General features: G+C 57.3%; 16 protein-coding genes and 1 riboswitch. Of the genes, 8 read left to right on the top strand and 8 right to left on the bottom strand.

Annotation, left to right across the window (positions count from 1 at the left end; all coding sequences use genetic code 11):
* Position 1: 1 nt before the first annotated feature.
* The 6 genes from thiS to dnaK all read right to left on the bottom strand — a co-directional run bounded on the left by thiS (position 2) and on the right by dnaK (position 6311).
* Positions 2-196, bottom strand: coding sequence for a sulfur carrier protein ThiS (gene thiS / locus ACR0E2_RS11745; RefSeq protein ID WP_152459571.1), 195 nt, complete (start codon positions 194-196; stop codon positions 2-4).
* Complete coding sequence (locus ACR0E2_RS11740; protein WP_480446527.1) at positions 180-1157, bottom strand: FAD-dependent oxidoreductase; 978 nt, start codon at positions 1155-1157, stop codon at positions 180-182. The genes thiS and ACR0E2_RS11740 overlap by 17 nt, the downstream gene beginning before the upstream one ends.
* Entirely contained in the window at positions 1154-1957 is an 804-nt protein-coding gene (gene thiD / locus ACR0E2_RS11735; protein ID WP_480446526.1) for a bifunctional hydroxymethylpyrimidine kinase/phosphomethylpyrimidine kinase, read from the bottom strand. The genes ACR0E2_RS11740 and thiD overlap by 4 nt, the downstream gene beginning before the upstream one ends.
* 44 nt (positions 1958-2001) lie before the next feature.
* A riboswitch (TPP riboswitch) is annotated at positions 2002-2107 on the bottom strand.
* Between the two features lie 238 nt (positions 2108-2345).
* Complete coding sequence (dnaJ, locus tag ACR0E2_RS11730) at positions 2346-3494, bottom strand: molecular chaperone DnaJ (protein WP_152459574.1); 1149 nt, start codon at positions 3492-3494, stop codon at positions 2346-2348.
* Positions 3495-3497: 3 nt separating this feature from the next.
* Positions 3498-4223, bottom strand: coding sequence for an FkbM family methyltransferase (locus ACR0E2_RS11725; protein ID WP_480446525.1), 726 nt, complete (start codon positions 4221-4223; stop codon positions 3498-3500).
* A gap of 180 nt (positions 4224-4403) precedes the next feature.
* Entirely contained in the window at positions 4404-6311 is a 1908-nt protein-coding gene (gene dnaK, locus ACR0E2_RS11720) for a molecular chaperone DnaK (RefSeq protein WP_152459576.1), read from the bottom strand.
* 212 nt (positions 6312-6523) lie between these two features.
* On the opposite strand from dnaK, the gene ACR0E2_RS11715 reads away from it, so the two are divergent.
* Positions 6524-7126 carry an alpha-ketoglutarate-dependent dioxygenase AlkB family protein gene (locus ACR0E2_RS11715; RefSeq protein ID WP_480446524.1) on the top strand — a complete coding sequence of 201 codons (603 nt, stop codon included), beginning with the start codon at positions 6524-6526 and terminating at the stop codon, positions 7124-7126.
* On the opposite strand, the gene ACR0E2_RS11710 is transcribed toward ACR0E2_RS11715, so the two are convergent.
* Positions 7123-7947 carry an ABC transporter permease gene (locus ACR0E2_RS11710; protein WP_152459578.1) on the bottom strand — a complete coding sequence of 275 codons (825 nt, stop codon included), beginning with the start codon at positions 7945-7947 and terminating at the stop codon, positions 7123-7125. The two genes, ACR0E2_RS11715 and ACR0E2_RS11710, sit on opposite strands and share 4 nt — an antisense overlap.
* Before the next feature lie 122 nt (positions 7948-8069).
* On the opposite strand from ACR0E2_RS11710, the gene cysQ reads away from it, so the two are divergent.
* The 7 genes from cysQ (at position 8070) to ACR0E2_RS11675 (ending at position 16086) form a co-directional block, all read left to right on the top strand.
* Entirely contained in the window at positions 8070-8867 is a 798-nt protein-coding gene (cysQ, locus tag ACR0E2_RS11705) for a 3'(2'),5'-bisphosphate nucleotidase CysQ (RefSeq protein WP_152459579.1), read from the top strand.
* The gene (locus ACR0E2_RS11700; RefSeq protein ID WP_152459580.1) at positions 8867-9667 is read left to right on the top strand and encodes a 3-deoxy-manno-octulosonate cytidylyltransferase; all 801 of its coding nucleotides are present in this window, start codon (positions 8867-8869) and stop codon (positions 9665-9667) included. The genes cysQ and ACR0E2_RS11700 overlap by 1 nt, the downstream gene beginning before the upstream one ends.
* Before the next feature lie 70 nt (positions 9668-9737).
* Positions 9738-10721, top strand: a complete 984-nt coding sequence (galE, locus tag ACR0E2_RS11695) for a UDP-glucose 4-epimerase GalE (RefSeq protein ID WP_171330630.1) — start codon at positions 9738-9740, stop codon at positions 10719-10721.
* A gap of 7 nt (positions 10722-10728) precedes the next feature.
* The gene (locus ACR0E2_RS11690; protein ID WP_480446523.1) at positions 10729-11772 is read left to right on the top strand and encodes a glycosyltransferase family 2 protein; all 1044 of its coding nucleotides are present in this window, start codon (positions 10729-10731) and stop codon (positions 11770-11772) included.
* A gap of 184 nt (positions 11773-11956) precedes the next feature.
* Positions 11957-12943 (top strand): glycosyltransferase family 2 protein, encoded by a 987-nt coding sequence (locus tag ACR0E2_RS11685; RefSeq protein ID WP_224858684.1) that lies wholly within the window; start codon positions 11957-11959, stop codon positions 12941-12943.
* The gene (locus tag ACR0E2_RS11680; protein WP_480446522.1) at positions 12940-14640 is read left to right on the top strand and encodes a DUF5927 domain-containing protein; all 1701 of its coding nucleotides are present in this window, start codon (positions 12940-12942) and stop codon (positions 14638-14640) included. The genes ACR0E2_RS11685 and ACR0E2_RS11680 overlap by 4 nt, the downstream gene beginning before the upstream one ends.
* A gap of 6 nt (positions 14641-14646) precedes the next feature.
* The gene (locus ACR0E2_RS11675) at positions 14647-16086 is read left to right on the top strand and encodes a nodulation protein NodH (RefSeq protein ID WP_480446521.1); all 1440 of its coding nucleotides are present in this window, start codon (positions 14647-14649) and stop codon (positions 16084-16086) included.
* Here ACR0E2_RS11675 and ACR0E2_RS11670 read toward each other — a convergent pair.
* Entirely contained in the window at positions 16083-16601 is a 519-nt protein-coding gene (locus tag ACR0E2_RS11670) for a L,D-transpeptidase family protein (RefSeq protein ID WP_171230125.1), read from the bottom strand. The two genes, ACR0E2_RS11675 and ACR0E2_RS11670, sit on opposite strands and share 4 nt — an antisense overlap.
* Between the last annotated feature and the right edge of the window lie 20 nt (positions 16602-16621).

Genomic DNA, 16621 nt, shown 5'->3' with positions numbered 1-16621 from the left:
TTCAGCCCCCCTGCATCGGTGCGACGACCTCGACCCGGTCGCCTTCGGCCAGCTTGTGAGCGACGCGCAGGCTTGAGGGCACGAAATCTTCGTTCACGGCGGTGGCCACACGGCCCGAGAAACCGCATTCATCCAACAATTCCGACAGGGTTTCGGCGCGCACCTCGCGCGTCTCGCCGTTAAGCACGATCTTCATCGACCATCTCCGAATGTGTGTTGTTCAGCGCCAGATCCGCAACACCCCGCGCCAGCGCCGGTGCCAGCAGATATCCGTGGCGATAAAGCCCGTTGGCATAGATCGTCCGGCCCAAACGCCGGATGCGCGGTAAGTTGTCGGGAAAGGCGGGGCGCAGATCGACGCCTATCTCCAACACTTCGGCTTCGCCAAAAGCCGGGTTCACGGCATAGGCCGCGCTGAGCAATTCCAGCATCGAACGGGCGGTAATGCGGCTGCTGTCCTCGGATTCGATCATGGTCGCACCCAACATGTAGACGCCGCCTCCGCGCGGAACGATATAAAGCGGCATCCGCGGGTGCAGCAAACGAACCGGGCGCGTCAGTTCCACGTCAGGGCATCGTATGACAAGCATCTCACCCTTCACGCCGCGCAGATCATGCAGGTATTCGCGGGCGTGAAGGCCACGGCAGTCAATTGCATTCTCCAACTGGGCGGGCGCCAGCTTCCGGTGGAACGCGACGCCCTGGCTTTGCAGTTGACGATACAGATCTTGCAGCGCCTGACGCGGATCGACATGGGCTTCGCGTTCGAAGAACAGGCCTTGACCAAACCCTGCCAGATCAGGCTCTAATTCAGTTATTTCTGCCCGTTCGACCTTGGTGAACCCTATTGTTCGACGCGCAAATCGGCGCAGGTCCGGCGCATCACGGGCACTTGCGACAACAAGCGTTCCCCGACGGGTCACTTTGGTACGTTGGGCCCACCATTCAATCGCTGACTGCCCAAGGCGCAGCACCGGTTCTTCCGCGTTTTCATATTCGCACCACGGTGCCAGCATTCCTCCGGCCCACCATGAACACCCATGCGGGCCCGGTGGCCCGCCGGGGTCGAATATCTGCACTTTTGCACCGCGCGACACCAGTTCGCTGGCAACGGCAAGACCGGCAACCCCTGCCCCTATGACAGACCAAAGCGTCACGAAGGCCAAACCCGGTGGAAATGATGCACCGGCCCGTGCCCAGCGCCGACATTCAACTCATCCGCGCGCGCGATGGCCCCTTGCAAATAGTCATGCGCCTGCGCAACCGCGTCCCTCAGGGTCAGCCCCTTGGCCAAACCGGCGGTGATGGATGACGACAGGGTGCATCCTGTTCCATGGGTGTTTTTCGTATCCTGACGCGGGGCCTGAAACTCGGCCATGACACCCGACGGATCGATCAGCAAATCGTGGCAGATGTCACCTGACCCGTGTCCACCCTTCATCACGACTGCTCCCGCACCCAAAGCGCACAATGCCCGGCCCTGTTCAGCCATCTGCTCACGCGTTTCTGCCGCTGGCATGTTCAGCAGGCACGCCGCCTCAGGCAGATTCGGCGTAAGAACCGTCGCCGTTGGCAACAACACATCGCGCAGCGTCCGGACCGCTTCTTGCGCCAACAAAGCGTCGCCGGATTTTGCAATCATGACCGGATCAAGAATCACGGGACCCTCGAAAGCCGCCAGCCCGCTGGCGACCGTATGAATGATCTCAGGTGTGCCAAGCATGCCGATTTTGACGGCCCTGACGTCAAGATCGTTCAGAACCGCGTCGATTTGGGCGGAAATCACATCCAGCGGAATTCCATGCACAGCGGTGACAGCTTGCGTGTTCTGCGCGGTAACGGCGGTGATGACACTTGCGCCAAAAACACCCAGCGCCGACATTGCCTTCAGGTCAGCCTGAATGCCCGCGCCGCCGCCACTGTCGGATCCTGCTATGGTCAGGGCAATTGCCGCCATCTCGTTGCTCCATCTTCTATGGGCAACGGAGTAGAGAAAACGTCTGTATTCAAGAGACCGTTCCCTACGCCGGAATTGCCCGGATCAGGTTCGATGGGTTAACGCGGTTGCGTCTCTCAGCCCTGTAAAAGGGCACCCCAACGGTTGAGGCGGACAATCTCAGGGTCGAGGGCCGGAATCAAGACTCAATTTTCCAGATATATTGCCACTTTCAGCTTTCTGCTAAGGCCAAAACTGCATGTGTATGACAGTGGGATGCGAGGCTCTGCCTCGCGCTCCGGGATGTTTTGGGCCAGATGAAGAACGGGTCCCATGCTTCATCTGGCTGCAAATATCCCGGGGGAGTCGCCCGAAGGGCGGCGGGGGCAGAGCCCCCTTTCCCGGTCGTTCAGCCTTTCATACCGTCCCAGAAAGATTTGACGGACGAGAAAAAGCTTTTTGATTCCGGATGATTGTCTTCACCCAGATCATCAAACTCGCGCAGCAGTTCTTTCTGGCGGCTGGTCAGGTTGACCGGGGTTTCCACGGCCAGTTCAATGAACATGTCACCCACACCACCGCCGCGCAACGCAGGCATGCCTTTGCCGCGCAGGCGCATTTGCCGACCCGACTGACTTCCGGCCGGAATCTGAACGCGGCCGCGACCGCCATCAATGGTCGGAACCTCGATCGATCCGCCTAGCGCCGCCTTGGCCATGCTGACCGGCACGCGGCAGTAGAGGTTCACGCTGTCGCGTTCGAACAGTTTGTGCTCGGCCACTTCGACGAAAATATACAGATCGCCCGGAGGACCGCCGCGCATTCCGGCCTCACCTTCGCCTGCCAGACGAATTCGCGTTCCGGTTTCGACACCGGCAGGAATGTTCACCGACAAAGCGCGGTCCTTTTCGACCCTGCCGGCCCCCTGACAGGATTTACAGGGGTTCTTGATGATCTGCCCCAATCCCGAACAGGTCGGGCAAGTCCGCTCCACCGTAAAGAAGCCCTGTTGTGCCCGCACTTTCCCCATGCCCGAACAGGTGGGGCAGGATGTGGGTTCAACGCCACCTTCAGCCCCGGTACCTTCGCAGGACGAACACGCCACGGCCGTTGGCACATTGATGGTTTTTTGTAGGCCCGAGTAGGCTTCTTCCAGCGTAACACGCAGGTTGTAGCGCAGGTCCGAGCCGCGCGCGGCGCGACGCCCGCCGCCGCCCCTTTGACCACCCATGAAATCACCGAACAGGTCGTCGAATACATCCGAAAATGCGCTGGAGAAGTCGCCTTGACCGCCAAAACCGCCGCCGGGGCGGCCACCGCCCCCCATACCGTTTTCAAATGCGGCATGGCCAAAGCGATCATAAGCTGCCTTCTTTTCGGCATCACGCAGAACGTCGTAAGCCTCGTTGGCTTCCTTGAACTGCGCCTCGGCATCCGGGTTGTCCTTGTTGCGGTCAGGGTGCAGCTCTTTGGCTTTCCTGCGAAAACCCTTCTTGATCTCATCCGCCGAAGCGCCCTTGGACACGCCGAGCACTTCGTAATAGTCGCGCTTTGACATTTGTTATTCCTTCGTGCCGCCGGACGCGGTGCTTTCATTGAGCCTGTACACGCCGTTGGTGTTGTTTGCAAAACTGGCCACGTAACCTGCCTTATTCAAGACCTCGTCAAGCCCGTCATCCGAATGCTTGATTTCTATCAGCAGCACTTCGGGCCAAATCTCTCGCGGTGCGTCTTCGAAAAAAGCGCGCAATACGCGGGTTTCCTGACCTTCGATATCCATTTTCATTGCATCAACCCTGGTCAACCCGGCATCGCGTATAGCGTCCAACAACGGAATCGCCTGAACGCACAGATCGCCCGACTCGGCAACTTTGGCATGACCCCGATCGCCAAGGTTCGCGGATTCGAACCACACCTCACCCGGTTTGTCAGACAAGGCCTTGTCGCAATGGATGACTTCACTGGCTTGATTGGCAGCCAGATTGGTACCAAGGCGAGCCTTGTTGACCGGATCCGGTTCAACAGCCAGGGCTTTCAGGTTACGCCCCAACTTCTGCGCAACTGATCTGACCCACAGGGTGTACAGCCCGACATTTGCACCGGCGTCGACAAAGACATAATCGCCAGAGCCCTGCGAAATATGGTTGGCCAGCGATTGACGCTCATCCAGATCAAAGAACTGCGAGCCGGTTATGACGCGACGTTCGGCCCAGTTGTCAGATGGGTGCAATCGGCATTTCTGTCCGCCAAACACCTCAACATCGTAAGGCTCTCGCTGAGAGGCCATTACTATCCTGCGAATTCCGGACGACATCCATTGACGCGGCATGCCCTCAGACCACCGGCGCAATATTTCCATCCGATGTGAGAGAGCGTAGGTGCCAAAAGAAGGTTTCGGAGACGCGTGCTGCATGGTGAAGACCGTTCCGGCAGGCCCGAACCAGGCCTGCCGGAACCGATTAACGCGTTAGGCGCGCTTGTCGTCGTCGAGGTCTTCGAACTCGGCGTCGACGATGTCATCGTCGCCTGGTGCAGCGTCTGCGGCAGCAGGTTCCTCTTCGCCTTCTTCGGCTTGCGCCTTATAGATGGCTTCGCCCAACTTCATCGCGGCTTCGGTGACGTTCTGGATGCCCGACTTGATCTTGTCGGCGTTTTCGGTTTCCAGCTCGTCCTTCAGCGCGGCGATCGCCAACTCGATGGCTTCGATCGTGGTCGGGTCGACCTTGTCGGAATGCTCTTCCATCGACTTTTCGGTCGAATGTATGAGGCTTTCCGCCTGGTTCTTCGCCTCGATCAGCTCGCGGCGTTCCTTGTCGGCTTCCGCGTTCTCTTCGGCGTCCTTGACCATCTTTTCGATATCCTCGTCGGACAATCCGCCCGATGCCTGGATGGTGATCTTCTGTTCTTTGCCAGTGCCTTTGTCTTTGGCCGAAACCGAGACGATGCCGTTGGCGTCGATGTCAAAAGTCACCTCGATCTGAGGCATGCCGCGCGGTGCCGGCGGGATGTCTTCAAGGTTGAACTGACCCAGGATCTTGTTGTCCGCAGCCATTTCACGCTCACCCTGGAACACGCGGATGGTCACGGCGTTCTGGTTGTCCTCGGCGGTCGAGAAGACCTGAGACTTCTTGGTCGGGATCGTGGTGTTTCGGTCGATCAGGCGGGTGAACACGCCACCCAGCGTTTCGATACCCAGCGACAGCGGGGTCACGTCCAGCAGAACCACGTCTTTGACGTCGCCCTGAAGAACACCGGCCTGGATGGCGGCGCCCATGGCAACCACTTCGTCCGGGTTCACGCCCTTGTGCGGCTCTTTGCCGAAGAACTTGGTGACCTCTTCGATCACTTTCGGCATCCGGGTCATACCACCGACCAGAACAACTTCGTCCACGTCAGCAGCCGACAGACCCGCGTCTTTCAGAGCGGCCTGGCAGGGCTTCAGCGACTTCTTGATCAGGTCCGACACCAGCGATTCCAGCTTGGCACGGGTCAGTTTCATGACCATGTGCAGCGGCTGACCGTTGGCGCCCATCGAGATGAAGGGTTGGTTGATCTCGGTCTGCGAGGTCGAGGACAGTTCGATCTTGGCTTTTTCCGCGGCTTCTTTCAGACGCTGCAGGGCCATCTTGTCCTGAGATAGATCGACACCGTGTTCCTTTTTGAACTCATCCGCCAGGTAGTTGACGATGCGCATGTCAAAGTCTTCACCACCCAGGAAGGTGTCACCATTGGTCGATTTGACCTCGAACAGGCCATCGTCGATTTCCAGGATTGTCACGTCGAAAGTACCACCACCAAGGTCATAGACCGCGATGGTTTGGGTTTCTTCCTTGTCCAGACCATAGGCCAGCGCAGCAGCTGTCGGTTCGTTGATGATCCGCAGCACTTCCAGACCGGCGATTTTACCGGCATCTTTGGTGGCCTGACGCTGGGCGTCGTTGAAATATGCCGGAACGGTGATGACCGCCTGGGTGACATCTTCGCCCAGATAGCTCTCGGCGGTTTCCTTCATCTTGCCCAGAATGAAAGCGGAAATCTGGCTGGGGGAGTATTTTTCACCGCGGGCTTCAACCCACGCGTCACCATTGCCGCCATTCACGATGGAATACGGCACCATTTTCTTGTCTTTTTCTACTTCGGCATCATCCACGCGACGACCGATCAGACGTTTGACGCCAAAGATCGTGTTGTCGGGGTTGGTGACCGCCTGACGTTTTGCAGGCTGACCGACCAGTCGCTCATCTTCGGTGAAGGCGACGATCGAAGGCGTGGTCCGCGCCCCTTCAGCGTTTTCGATGACCTTCGGCTGCGAGCCTTCCATGATGGCTACGCAGGAGTTCGTGGTTCCGAGGTCAATCCCGATTACTTTTCCCATTTTTGCAATCCCTTTCTCTTCAAGGCGATGTCCCGAGGGTCGGACCCTTTATGGCATCCCACTCCCGATCTGATGTGCGCGACAGCACTACCATCGCGCGTCCCGGCGTATATAAGGGCGAGGCAAGAGGCCTGCAAGCACCGTAGAGTGCAGGTTTTCGGGAATTTGAGGTCTTTTTTGGCAAGAAATTGGAAAGGTTTGGGGTTTCCGGAATGACGCGGGTGGTCTTGCGAGGGTTCGAAATCAGGAAAGGCTATATTGACCCTGCTTCCCAGGCACGGCTGATCGCGGCCCTTCGACCGATTCTGAAAGCGGCACCCTTGTTTCGACCCGTCACGCCTTCGGGCAAAGAGATGTCGGTAAGAATGACCTCGGCCGGGGATCTGGGATGGGTGACCGACAAGGCAGGCTATCGCTATCAGGATAAGCACCCGAAAGGCGGGGTCTGGCCTGAAATCCCCCCGGTCATTCTTGATATCTGGCACGATCTGGTCAGCACCGAGCGCGCGCCGGATTGCTGTTTGATCAACTACTACGGGGAAGGCTCCAAGATGGGCCTGCATCAGGACAAGGACGAGGCAGATTTTTCCTGGCCCGTTCTGTCGGTTTCCCTGGGCGATGACGCCCTGTTCCGAATTGGGAACACAACTCGTGGCGGCAAGACCGAGTCGATCTGGCTCGGCTCGGGCGACGTGGTGATCATGGGCGGTCCGGTACGATTGGCCTATCACGGAATCGACCGGATCAGATACGGATCATCCCGGCTGTTGCCAAAAGGTGGACGGATCAACTTGACGCTGCGGGTCGCATGTTAGCGGCGCGCGTTCCAGCTTTGCGAAACATGCTGGCGCGTGAAAAACTCAGCCATCAAACCGATCATCAACAAAGCTATCCCGACCCATAGCGCGTATTCCCAACTTGTGTTTCGCGGAAAGTAGTTTCGGAAGATGAAGCCCCGGCACTGGTCGATAATATGAAACAGCGGGTTCCAGGCGAACATCATCAGCAATCCGCCGCCCAGTGTGTTTGCAACGAACATCTTTCCCGAAAACACCATGTTCAGGCGACGGTAGATATTGGTGAGCATTCCCACAGTCGTCGGAAACCATGGTTTCATCGCCATGAACACTAAACCCACCGCGCATCCGGTAAACCAGGCCATTATCAGCATCGCGAAAGCACCGCCGGGATCCTGCACCTCGATCGGGGCGACCGCGACGCTGTAGATGAACAGGATCACGAACATGGCCAGCAGTTGCTTGTAAAGAATACCGAGCGCCGCAGACAGGATCGTCACCATCACATTCATCGGCGAATGGAGCATCATCGGATTGTTCGCGGACCCAACCCCTGAAATCGCGCCTATCGACTGAATGTGCAGCATGAAGGGGAACACGCCGGACAGAACATACAGCAGAAACTCGCCCCTGATCTTCGGTATTCCACCCCGGCCCATCAGTGACATGAGCAGGTAGAAAGTGGTTCCCATCACCACAAGCTGCAAAACATTTATCAGGATGGCGACTATTGCATTGGGATGTTGCGAGCGCACCTTTCGCACGGTGGCATGGAATACCAGCTCAGCCGTCGTGAAAGCGCCGCCCAGCAGCGTTTGGTTGCGCTTGAAATAGAACATTCAAAGGGTCTTTTCTGCTTCGTCGCCTCTAAACTGGCATGAATATCTTGCCGTTCCGTAACCGCCGCATCATAAGTCGATCGCGATTTTGGATCAACAAACCACAGGAACGGAGCTTTTTTGTGACCTACGATGCGCTTATTCCCGTCATCCGGCGACTGGCTCTGGAGGCAGGCGACAAGATCATGGAAATCTACGAGGCGGATGATTTCGATGTCAAAGTCAAATCCGACGCCAGCCCTGTGACCGAGGCAGACGAAGCCGCTGACGCATTGATTTCGGCAGGCTTGCGTGCGGCATTTCCGGATACTCTTCTGGTCACCGAAGAACAGGCCGCTTCGCATTCTGAAAAAGGCGACACTTTCCTTATTGTTGATCCGCTGGACGGCACCAAGGAATTCATCAACCGTCGCGGCGACTTTACCGTCAACATCGCGCTTGTCGAAAACGGAGTGCCAACCCGGGGAGTGGTCTATGCCCCGGCGCGGGGTCGTATGTTCTTCACGCTGGCTGATGGCCGCGCGGTCGAGGAAACAGGCGCTTTCGACAAAAACGAGACCGGTCCTTTGGCACCCATATCAGTCTCTGAACCGGATAATTCCGGGCTTTTGGTCGTGGCGTCGAAGTCCCACAGGGATCAGGCCACCGAGGACTACATCAACAAATATCATGTGAAGGACAGCAAAAGCGCGGGTTCGTCGCTCAAGTTCTGTCTGGTTGCCACGGGCGAGGCGGATATCTATCCGCGCGTCGGGCGCACGATGGAATGGGATACGGCGGCAGGCCATGCGGTACTGGCCGGGGCCGGTGGCCGGGTTGTACGTTTTGACGACCATACTCCGTTGCTTTATGGCAAGGATGGCTATGCAAATCCGTTCTTTATTGCTTACGCTCCGGGTGTTGAGTTGAAGGAAGCCTGATGTCTGTTCTGATTGCCATTCCCGCCCGTTACGCTTCGACCCGCTATCCCGGCAAGCCGCTGGTTCCCCTGACCGGCGCAAAAGGCGCGTCCATGACACTGATCGAACGGTCCTGGCGTGCAGCCAGGTCAGTCTCGGGTGTCGATCGCGTTGTTGTTGCGACGGATGATGAGCGCATTCGCGACGTGTCCGAGGGCTTTGGGGCCGAGGTCGTGATGACCTCGGAAACCTGTCAGAACGGCACCGAACGATGCGCCGAAGCGCATGAGGTTCTGGGTGGCGGGTATGACATCATCGTCAACCTGCAAGGCGACGCTCCGCTGACCCCGCATTGGTTTGTCGAAGATCTGGTTTCCGGCCTGCGCGCCGCGCCGGATGCCGGTGTTGCGACCCCTGTCCTGCGCTGCGACGGCAGTGCGTTGAACAGTCTTCTGAACGACCGCAAGCATGGCCGTGTAGGTGGCACGACGGCAGTGTTCGGACGCGATCACAGTGCGATGTACTTCTCGAAAGAGGTCGTCCCCTTCACGTCGCAGACATACGCCGGCGATGAAGCGACACCCGTGTTTCACCATGTCGGCGTTTACGCCTATCGGCCCGACGCCCTTGCGGCGTATCCGGGCTGGCCGGCCGGGCCTCTGGAACAGCTGGAAGGCCTGGAACAGCTCAGGTTCATGGAAAACGGGCGCAAGGTTCTGTGCGTCGAGGTCGAGGCAAGGGGCCGTCAGTTCTGGGAGCTGAACAACCCGCAGGACGTGCCCAAGATTGAAGAGATGATGGCAGCCATGGGGCTGGAGTGACGTCTTTTCCCCATGACTCTGACGGCGCCTTTGGCGAAACTGTTCCTCAACCAGCCCCGATGGATATGCCATGAAGACAATTCTTGTCACCGGTGGTGCCGGGTATATCGGCTCACATGCCTGCAAGGCGCTTGCGCAGGCAGGTTACCTTCCTGTGACCTACGACAACCTGATCACGGGTTGGCAGGATGCGGTGCAATTTGGCCCTTTTGAACAGGGCGACCTTTTGGATCGGGACCGCCTGGATGAGGTGTTCGCGAAACACAAACCAGATGCAGTGATGCATTTCGCGGCGCTCAGCCAGGTTGGCGATGCTATGCGTCAGCCCGGCGTGTATTGGTCGAACAATGTCACGGGTTCGCTGACTCTGATTGAAGCAGCCGTTGCGGCCGGTTGTCTGGATTTCGTATTTTCGTCCACATGTGCCACATATGGCGAGCACGACAATGTGGTTCTTGATGAATCCACGGCACAGTATCCCCTGAACGCCTACGGGGCATCAAAACGCGCGATCGAAGATATCCTCAAGGATTTCGAGGCGGCTCATGGGCTGCGCCATGTCATTTTCCGGTATTTCAACGTTGCAGGTGCAGACCCCGAAGGCGAGGTGGGCGAGTTTCACCGCCCCGAAACCCATCTGATCCCGCTGATGTTGGACGCGATTGACGGCAAGCGGGACGGTCTGACCGTCTTTGGCACGGATTATGATACGCCCGACGGCACCTGTATCCGCGATTATGTACATGTTTGCGATCTGGTTGATGCGCATATTCTGGGGCTGGGCTGGCTGGAACAGGGCAAAGGCAGCCGTGTCTTCAATCTGGGCACCGGGTCCGGGTTTTCCGTTCTAGAGGTGATCGAGCAATCCAGGTCCGTCACCAACCGTCCCGTGCCGTATACAGTGGGCCCTCGTCGGGCAGGAGATTGCACCAAGCTGGTATCTGGTTCTGTGCGGGCTGAAAATGAACTGGGCTGGAAGCCCAAAAGATCCACGTTAGAGACGATGATCGCAGATGCCTGGCGCTGGCACCAGAACGGCCACTACGAAAAATGAGGACCCGGTGACATCCAGCACTGCTTTGACACTTCCCCGGATCGGATGGGCACGGAAGTACAGGTTGCGCTGGAAACGTCGGCGGCTGCTCTGGAGATCGCTGCGAAGCCGACATCAGTTGACCTGCCAGAAGGATCAGACATCCCGAATCCAGCGGGGTGACATATTGGCCTTTGTCACCTTGCGCAATGAAATCATCCGCCTGCCCTGGTTCTTTCGTCACTATCGCGCCTTGGGCGTCGATCATTTTCTGATCGTCGACAACGGCAGCGACGATGGATCATCCGAGTATCTGCAAGATCAACCGGATGTCTCGGTGTGGAGAACCCATTCCAGCTATCGTGGATCGCGGTTTGGCCTGGACTGGTTGACCTGGTTGCAGATGCGCTTTGGCCACCGCCACTGGTGCCTGATGGTGGATGCGGATGAACTGCTGGTCTATGCCCATTGCGACACCCGGTCCCTGCATGACCTGACAACCTGGCTGGACCGGCGCGGGAAGATCGGGTTCGGGACGCTGATGCTGGACCTCTATCCCAAGGGCCCCTTGGGTTATGCGGCTTATGACCCGAACACCGACCCCACAAATCTGCTGTGCTGGTTCGATGCAGGGCCGTATCGCGCGCAGCGGCAAAGCCCGATGGGCAATCTGTGGGTGCAGGGTGGCGCGCGGGAACGGATGTTCTTTGCGCAAACACGGCAAAGATCGCCCACGCTGAACAAGATCCCGCTGATGCGCTGGTCGCGGCGCTATGCCTATGTGAACTCATGCCATTCCGCCCTGCCGCGCCGTCTGAACGAAACCTATGATGGCCCGGGCGGCGATGCCCCGTCGGGCGTGTTGCTGCACACGAAGTTCCTGCCGGACGTTATCAAGAAATCCAACACCGAAAAGCAGCGACGCCAACATTTTCATGATCCGGACCAATTCGGGCCATACTACGATGGGATAATCAACCAGCCGGACATGTGGACCCCACAATCGGTGCGCTACACCGGGTGGAGCCAGTTGGAACGGTTGGGTCTGATGAACGGCGGAGGCTGGGATTGAAAATGAAAACAAGGGCATCAACCGCACGTTTACAGTTTGCGGGTTTTAAAGACGTTGCGTCAGAAGATGCAAAGATGGCATAAACCGGTAATGCCATATCGTGCCATCGGTCACGACTGGTTCGGGGAAAGCTCGCGTTATAAAAAGGTTGGGCAGTCACGTGAGCCTGTTTGAGTCCTACAAAATGAGATTGCGGCGCAAGCGCCGTATTCTGCGCTGCCTCAAACGACGCCGCGAGCTCAAGCCGGTCAGCAACAACACACAGGCCATACGGCGTGATGATATCCTGCTGATGAGCGTTGTGCGGAACGAGAAAATTCGCCTGCCCTTCTTTCTTGAATATTATCGCAAACTGGGCATCAACCATTTTCTGTTTGTCGACAACAACAGCGATGATGGCAGTTTTGAATTTTTGAAAGAACAGGCTGACGTTTCGGTCTGGCGGACGACGACCAGTTACAAACGGGCAAGCTATGGTCTGGACTGGTCGAACTATCTGCTGCGCAAATACGCGCACGGTCACTGGGTGCTGAGCGTCGATCCGGACGAATTCTTCATCTATCCGTTCTGCGACACCCGTCCAATCCGAGCCTTGACGGACTGGCTGGATGGCAGTGCCGTGCGCAGTTTTGGCACGATGCTGATCGACATGTACCCTGAAGGTCCGGTGGACGCCGAACCCTATGCCGAAGGTCAGAACCCGTTCGAAATCGCGCGCTGGTTCGATCCCGGAAATTACATGATCACCAAGAACCCCGAATACAAGAACCTTTGGATTCAAGGGGGCCCACGGGCGCGCGTGTTCTTTCAGGACAACCCCTCCAAAGCACCGGCGCTGAACAAGATTCCGCTGGTAAAATGGAACCGGCGCTATGTCTATGTCAGCTCGACCCATTCGCTTTTGCCGCGCGGGCTCAATCAGGTTTACGACGAATGGGGCGGCGAAAAGGCCAGCGGGTCACTGCTTCACGCCAAGTTGATCAATACTCTGGGGGAAAAGGCCCGCGAAGAATTGCAGCGTGGCCAGCATTACCGGGGCTCGGGCGAATACAAGGCCTATGCAACCCGGCTTGAGGACAAGCCTGTTTTCTGGTGCGAATGGTCCGAGGCCTATATCAACTGGCGACAGCTTGAGATCCTGGGCCTCATGTCGAAAGGAAACTGGGCATGAGCGGTCTGGGTATTGTCATGTTGGTTCATACCTCGCTGGACCGCGCCGAGCAGGTCGCGCGCCACTGGACGGCAGCGGGATGCCCGGTGGTCATCCATGTGGATCGCAAGGTGCCAGACACTGTTTATTCCCGGTTTGTTGCGTCCTGTTCGAACAATCCATCGATCGTGTTTTCTGACCGACATCGGTGCGATTGGGGTGGCTGGGGTATCGTTGCCGCCTCGCAAAGCGCGTCCGAGTTGATGCTGGAGCGTTTCCCCGAAGTTCGGCATGTATTTCTTGCCTCGGGGGCCTGTCTGCCCTTGCGACCGGTTCAGGAACTGATCGATTACCTGTCAGACCGGCCGCGTGTCGATTTCATCGAAAGCGCGACGACATCCGATGTCAGCTGGACCATCGGTGGGCTGGATCATGAACGGTTCACCCTGCGGTTTCCGTTTTCGTGGCGCAAGCATCGCAAACTATTCGACACATATGTAAAGCTTCAGCGTCTGATGGGGTTTCGCAGGAAAATCCCCGACGGACTGGTTCCGCATATGGGAAGCCAGTGGTGGTGCCTGACCCGCCAAACGCTGTCGGCAATCCTTCAAGACCCCAGGCGCAAGCTGTATGACAAGTATTTCCGTCATGTCTGGATTCCGGATGAAAGCTATTTCCAGACGCTGGCACGCTTGTATTCCACGCATATTGAAAGCAGGTCCCTGACCCTATCCAAATTCGATTACCAGGGCCGCCCGCACATCTTCTATGACGATCATCTGCAATTGCTGCGCCGATCGGATTGTTTTGTCGCCCGAAAAATCTGGCCCCGCGCAGAGCGATTGTACCAGGCATTCCTGACAGATCAGGCCGGGGCGATGAAACCGGCAGAGCCCAATCCGGGCAAGATCGATCGCGTATTTTCCAAAGCGGTGGAACGGCGAACGCGCGGGCGCGACGGGCTGTATATGCAAAGCCGGTTTCCCCGCCATGGCAGTGAAAACGGTCTGACATCGTCACAATATTCCGTATTCCAAGGCTTTTCGGAACTGTTCGAGGATTTCGAACCTTGGTTGGCCGCAACCACCGGAGCCAGAGTCCACGGGCATCTTTTCGGGCCGGAACGCGCCGAATTTTCGCAAGGAGAAGCCATAACAAATGGCGCCCTCAGCGACAGTGCGGCGCTGCGGGACTATAACCCGACCGCCTTTCTGTCGAACCTGATCTGGAATACGCGCGGTGAACGCCAGTGTTTCCAGTTCAGCCCGCGGGACACTCAGGAAATCAACTGGTTTCTGGCGCGGGACAAGAACGCGCAGATTTCGGTCATCACCGGCGCTTGGGCGATCCCATTGTTCCGGTCCAATATGAACTTCTCGGAAATCCGGAGCGAGGCGGCGCGCCTGCAACAAATTGAAACCAAGCAGCTGGAGGTGCTGACATCGGTCTGGACCAAGGCGCGGATGCGCAGTTGGACGCTGGCCGACTTCATTGAATCTCCGATGAATGCCTTGCAGGGTATTCTAGAAGAAATCGGCATTCAGCAGACCAGCCATCTGACCGAAGTGCCAACCATGGTCGATCTGTCCGGATTCGGGAAGTTCTTGCAAAACCTCAAGAATCAGGGAATGCACCCATATCTGATGGGTGATTTCCCGGCAGACGATGTGTTCGGCCGCCAGGAAAAGCCATACCGAAAACCGTATCTGGTGCAGTGATTGCCCATGTCAGCCCAATTTGATTACTTCGTGATTCTGGCCGCCATGCGCACAGGTTCGAACCTGCTTGAGGCCAACCTGAACGCGCTGGACGGGGTCACCTGCCACGGAGAGGCGTTCAATCCGCATTTTGCAGGCAGCCTGAAATCCGACCACCTGCTTGGCCTGTCGCTGGAAGACCGGGATGCGGACCCCATGCGAATGCTCAAGGCGATCAAATCAGCACCGGGTGACATCAATGGCTTTCGATATTTCGAAGACCATGACCCACGTATCCTGAAGCCCATGCTGAACGATCCGCGCTGCGCCAAGATCATTCTGACCCGCAACCCATTGGACAGCTACCTGTCGCTGAAAATAGCGCGGAAAACGCAGCAGTGGCTGCTGAAGAATGTGAAACGCCGTGTCGACGCGCAGGTTGACTTCGACGCCGACGAGTTTTCGGATTACCTGAACCAGCTGCAAGACCATCAGCTTATGGTGCAACGGCACCTGCAAAAGACAGGCCAAACCGGGTTCTTCATTCACTATGACGACCTGACTGAGCTGGAGGTCATAAACGGGCTGGCTGTATGGCTGGGGGTTGAGGGTCGGCTGACCCGACTGGATGATACCCTGAAACCGCAAAACCCGGCGCCGGCTTTGTCGAAGGTCACCAATCCTGATGAGATGAAGCAAGCCCTGTGCGATCAGGATCGGTTCGGATTGCATCGGTCAACAGGCTTTGAGCCGCAGCGCGGCGCGGCTGTACCGCTTTACGTTGCCGCTGCAAGGTCTCCTTTGATGTATTTGCCCATTCGGGGCGGAATAGAGCCTGTTATCGTGCAATGGCTGGCTGATCTGGACGGATGTCAGACAGACAAGCTGATCACGGATCGAAACCGCAAACAGGTCCGCTCATGGAAACAGGGCCATCCCGGACATCGGCAATTCACTGTTCTGCGTCACCCTCTGGCCCGGGCACATACGGCATTTTGCAGTCATATTCTGAATACGGGGCCGGGCAGCTATAAGATGGTGCGGAATTACCTTCGCAACCGGCTCAAGCTGCCGATCCCGGGGCAAGTGCGGGACAACAATTATTCTGTCGAACAACACCGCGAAGCTTTTTCGGGCTTTCTGGACTTTCTACGCCTCAACCTCAACGGGCAGACACCGGTCCGTGTGGACGGCACGTGGTGCAGCCAGTCCAGGACGTTGGAGGGAATCGCATCCTTCACTATGCCCGATCTGATTCTGAGAGAAGAGGATCTGATGACGGCCTTGCCGGATCTGGCGCGCAGCATGGGGCATTCAAACCCGCCTCAGCCTGGCTCCTGCGCACCGGATGAACCATACGCTTTGGACCAGATCTACAACGAATACCTCGAAGCGCTGGCGGTTGACGCCTATCAGCGCGACTATGAAGCATTCGGATTCAGTGACTGGGCGCCAAAAACGGCCTAAGGGCGCAGGGTTATCAGCGTACCTTTGTTAACCATCGCATAAATCTCTTCGATTTCGTCATTCTTGACCGCGATGCATCCGGCTGTCCAATCCCGCTTCTTTTTTGCGCGTCTACGCTCAGAACGCAGATTGGGTTCACCGTGGATGAAGATATCCCCACCCGGATCAACGCCCGCAGCCTTGGCTTTTGCGACATCCTGCGAGTTGGGATAAGAAATGCCCAGGGATAAGTGATACCGGCTTCTGGGGTTGCGACGGTCGATCAGATAGGTGCCCTCGGGTGTTCGGCCGTCACCGCGCTGGTTCTTTGTTCCATTCGGGGCAAACCCCAAATCGACGTCATATTCCTTGAGGATCTTTTCGTTGTGCAACAAGTAAAGTTTGCGCGTGCCCTTGTTGACCACCAAAGAGGTCACCTCGGGTCCGTTATAAGTCAGAAATCTTGGGCCGCTAGAGGCACAAGCCGAAAGGCTTAGCGTTGCCAACGCCCCTAAACCGAATACTCGACGATCCATGTTTCACTGCCTGCTCTGCT

The organism is Ruegeria sp. A4, from assembly GCF_056543025.1.
Note: the sequence above shows the minus strand (reverse complement) of the source record. Positions and strands in the feature narration are given on the sequence as shown.

Bases quoted from the DNA above. Each gene is read 5' to 3' on its own strand.
- thiS (WP_152459571.1), bottom strand. From the start codon at position 196: ATGAAGATCGTGCTTAACGGCGAGACGCGCGAGGTGCGCGCCGAAACC.
- thiD (WP_480446526.1), bottom strand. From the start codon at position 1,957: ATGGCGGCAATTGCCCTGACCATAGCAGGATCCGACAGTGGCGGCGGC.
- dnaJ (WP_152459574.1), bottom strand. From the start codon at position 3,494: ATGTCAAAGCGCGACTATTACGAAGTGCTCGGCGTGTCCAAGGGCGCT.
- ACR0E2_RS11725 (WP_480446525.1), bottom strand. From the start codon at position 4,223: ATGGCCTCTCAGCGAGAGCCTTACGATGTTGAGGTGTTTGGCGGACAG.
- dnaK (WP_152459576.1), bottom strand. From the start codon at position 6,311: ATGGGAAAAGTAATCGGGATTGACCTCGGAACCACGAACTCCTGCGTA.
- ACR0E2_RS11715 (WP_480446524.1), top strand. From the start codon at position 6,524: ATGACGCGGGTGGTCTTGCGAGGGTTCGAAATCAGGAAAGGCTATATT.
- ACR0E2_RS11710 (WP_152459578.1), bottom strand. From the start codon at position 7,947: ATGTTCTATTTCAAGCGCAACCAAACGCTGCTGGGCGGCGCTTTCACG.
- ACR0E2_RS11700 (WP_152459580.1), top strand. From the start codon at position 8,867: ATGTCTGTTCTGATTGCCATTCCCGCCCGTTACGCTTCGACCCGCTAT.
- galE (WP_171330630.1), top strand. From the start codon at position 9,738: ATGAAGACAATTCTTGTCACCGGTGGTGCCGGGTATATCGGCTCACAT.
- ACR0E2_RS11685 (WP_224858684.1), top strand. From the start codon at position 11,957: ATGAGATTGCGGCGCAAGCGCCGTATTCTGCGCTGCCTCAAACGACGC.
- ACR0E2_RS11680 (WP_480446522.1), top strand. From the start codon at position 12,940: ATGAGCGGTCTGGGTATTGTCATGTTGGTTCATACCTCGCTGGACCGC.
- ACR0E2_RS11675 (WP_480446521.1), top strand. From the start codon at position 14,647: ATGTCAGCCCAATTTGATTACTTCGTGATTCTGGCCGCCATGCGCACA.
- ACR0E2_RS11670 (WP_171230125.1), bottom strand. From the start codon at position 16,601: ATGGATCGTCGAGTATTCGGTTTAGGGGCGTTGGCAACGCTAAGCCTT.